Origin of the sequence: Dietzia sp. B19 (assembly GCF_014145155.1) — a bacterium.
Classification (GTDB): Bacteria; Actinomycetota; Actinomycetes; order Mycobacteriales; family Mycobacteriaceae; genus Dietzia; species Dietzia natronolimnaea.
On sequence record NZ_JAALED010000297.1, the window covers coordinates 1 to 2,563 of the forward strand.

1 protein-coding gene is annotated in these 2,563 nt (G+C 69.0%); it reads left to right on the plus strand.

From position 1 onward, the window contains the following. Positions 1 to 134: 134 nt before the first annotated feature. A partial coding sequence (locus G6020_RS17440; RefSeq protein WP_182610408.1) for a glycoside hydrolase family 65 protein occupies positions 135 to 2,563 on the plus strand: 2,429 nt, incomplete at its 3' end.

A 2,563-nucleotide genomic window follows, 5' to 3' on the forward strand; every position in this document is an offset into this window, starting at 1 on the left:
GGTGCCGCCGGCGGGTTCGCCCACGTCGTCGGCGTGGACCGCGGCGCGGGCCGCGACGTCCTGCTCCGGGAGGGTGCCGACATCGTCGTCGTCGACCTGGCCGAACTGATCCCCGGGCTGACGGGGGCGCGGTCATGACACCCGTCCCCCCCGGGCGCGGCCCGGTCCACGACACGATCGGCCAGTCCGTCCCCGGCAACATCCGGACCACCTACGGCGTCAACCTCCGGAGCCACCTCGAGGTGCCGGAGATCAACCGCTCCACGCACCCCGCGGACCCGTGGCGCTGGGTGGAGACAAACCCCAAGGCCTCCCCGCTCGGGGTCTCCGAGACGCAGTTCGCCGTGGCCAACGGCTACCTGGGCATGCGCGGCAACCCCGAGGAGGGTCGCGACTCGGTCCACCACGGCACCTTCGTCAACGGCTTCCACGAGACCTGGCACATCCAGCACGCCGAGGACGCCTACGGGCTCGCGCGCGAGGGCCAGACGATGATCCAGGCCCCGGACACCAAGACGATCCGCATTTATGTGGACGACGAGCCGCTCCGCCTGTCCGTGGCCGACCTCGAGCACTACGAGCGCAGCATCGACTTCCGCGACGGTGTCCTGCGCCGCGAGGTCGTGTGGCGCACCCCCGCCGGCAAGAAGGTCGTCATCCGCTCCAGCCGGATGGTGTCGATGGTGGAGAAGCACCTCGCGGTGATGACCTACGAGATCGAACTCCCCGACGAGCCCGCGCCCGTCGTGATCTCCTCGCAGGTCCTCAACAGGCAGGACGGGGAGAACGAGTACAGCTCCTCGGAGGGTGCCCCGGCACAGGGTTTCGACCCCCGTCGCGCGGAGGGGCTCGAGCACCGCGTGCTCGACCCCCAGGTCACCGAGGATCAGGGCGGTTACCACGTGCACGGCTACCGGTGCGCCAACTCGGGGATGACGATCGCCGTCGCCGTGGACCACATCTTCGAGACCGAGGACGACGTGGCCATGAGCCACGAGATCGACGACGACTCGTCCAAGGTCGTCTACCACGCCCACGCCACCCCGGGGCGAGTGCTCAAGTTGACCAAGCTGGCGGCGTACCACACCTCCGAGGTCGTCCCCGCCCGCGAACTGGCCGACCGGTGCTCGCGCACCCTGGGCCGGGCCCGCGTGCGCGGGGTCGAGGACCTGCACCGCACCCAGCGGGACTGGTACGACCACTTCTGGGACCGCGCCGACGTCGAGGTGGAAGGGCCTGCGGAGACGCAGCAGGCCATCCGCTTCAATCTGTTCCAGCTGGCGCAGGCGTCCGCCCGGGCCGAGTACAACGGCATCGCCGCCAAGGGTGTCACGGGCAGCGGCTACTCCGGCCACTACTTCTGGGACACCGAGACCTACGTCCTGCCGTTCCTCACCTACACCGTGCCGCGGTTCGCCCGGAACGCCCTGCGCTTCCGCTACAACATGCTCGACAAGGCACGCGACCGGGCCAAGTACCTGTCGGTCAAGGGCGCCCTCTATCCGTGGCGGACCATCAACGGCGAGGAGGCGTCGGCGTACTACGAGGCCGGTACCGCGCAGTACCACATCAACGCCGACATCGCGCACGCCCTGGTCAAGTACCTGTGGGCCACCGACGACCAGGAGTTCATGATCCGCGAGGGCGTGGACATGCTGGTCGAGACCGCACGGATGTGGGTCTCGCTCGGGTTCTTCGCCGACGACGGCTGCTTCAACATCCACGGCGTCACCGGGCCCGACGAGTACACCACCGTGGTGGACAACAACCTGTTCACCAACGCCATGGCGAGGTTCAACCTGGTGGCCGCCGCGATCGCGTGCAAGCGGATCGCCGAGCTGGGCGACGGCCGCTGGGCGGGGATCTGCCGGCGCCTGAAGATCGACGACGGCGAGATCGCGGAATGGCGGCGCGCCGCCGAGAGCATGGTGATCGCCTATGACGAGGAACTGGGCGTGCACCCGCAGGACCAGGACTTCCTCGCCAAGGAGGTCTGGGACCAGGATCTCGAGGACCCGCGCCGACCGCTGCTGCTGCACTTCCACCCGCTGGTGATCTACCGGCACCAGGTGCTCAAGCAGGCCGACGTGGTGCTGGCGATGTTCCTGCGCGGCGACGAGTTCTCCGAAGCGGAGAAGCGCGCGAACTTCGAGTACTACGACCCGCTCACCACCGGTGACTCGACGCTGTCCGCGGTGGTGCAGTCGATCATCGCCGCCGAGATCGGGTACTGCGACGAGGCGTTCGAACACTTCCAGAAGGCGCTCGTCGTGGACCTGGCCGATGTGCACGGCAACGCCACCGACGGTATCCACGTGGCCTCCACCGGAGGGGTCTGGTCCGCGCTCGTGAGCGGGTTCGGCGGGATGCGCGACTACCGGGGCGACATCTCGTTCGACCCCCGGGTGCCCGCGGAGTGGGGCGCGGTGACGTTCCGGCTGACCGTGCGCGGGACGCACGTGCGGGTCCGGTGCACCCACACGGAGATCACGATCGACAACCTCAACGGCGCGGACTTCGAGTGCACGGTGCAGGGGCAGCCGGTGACCGTACCCGCCGGCCA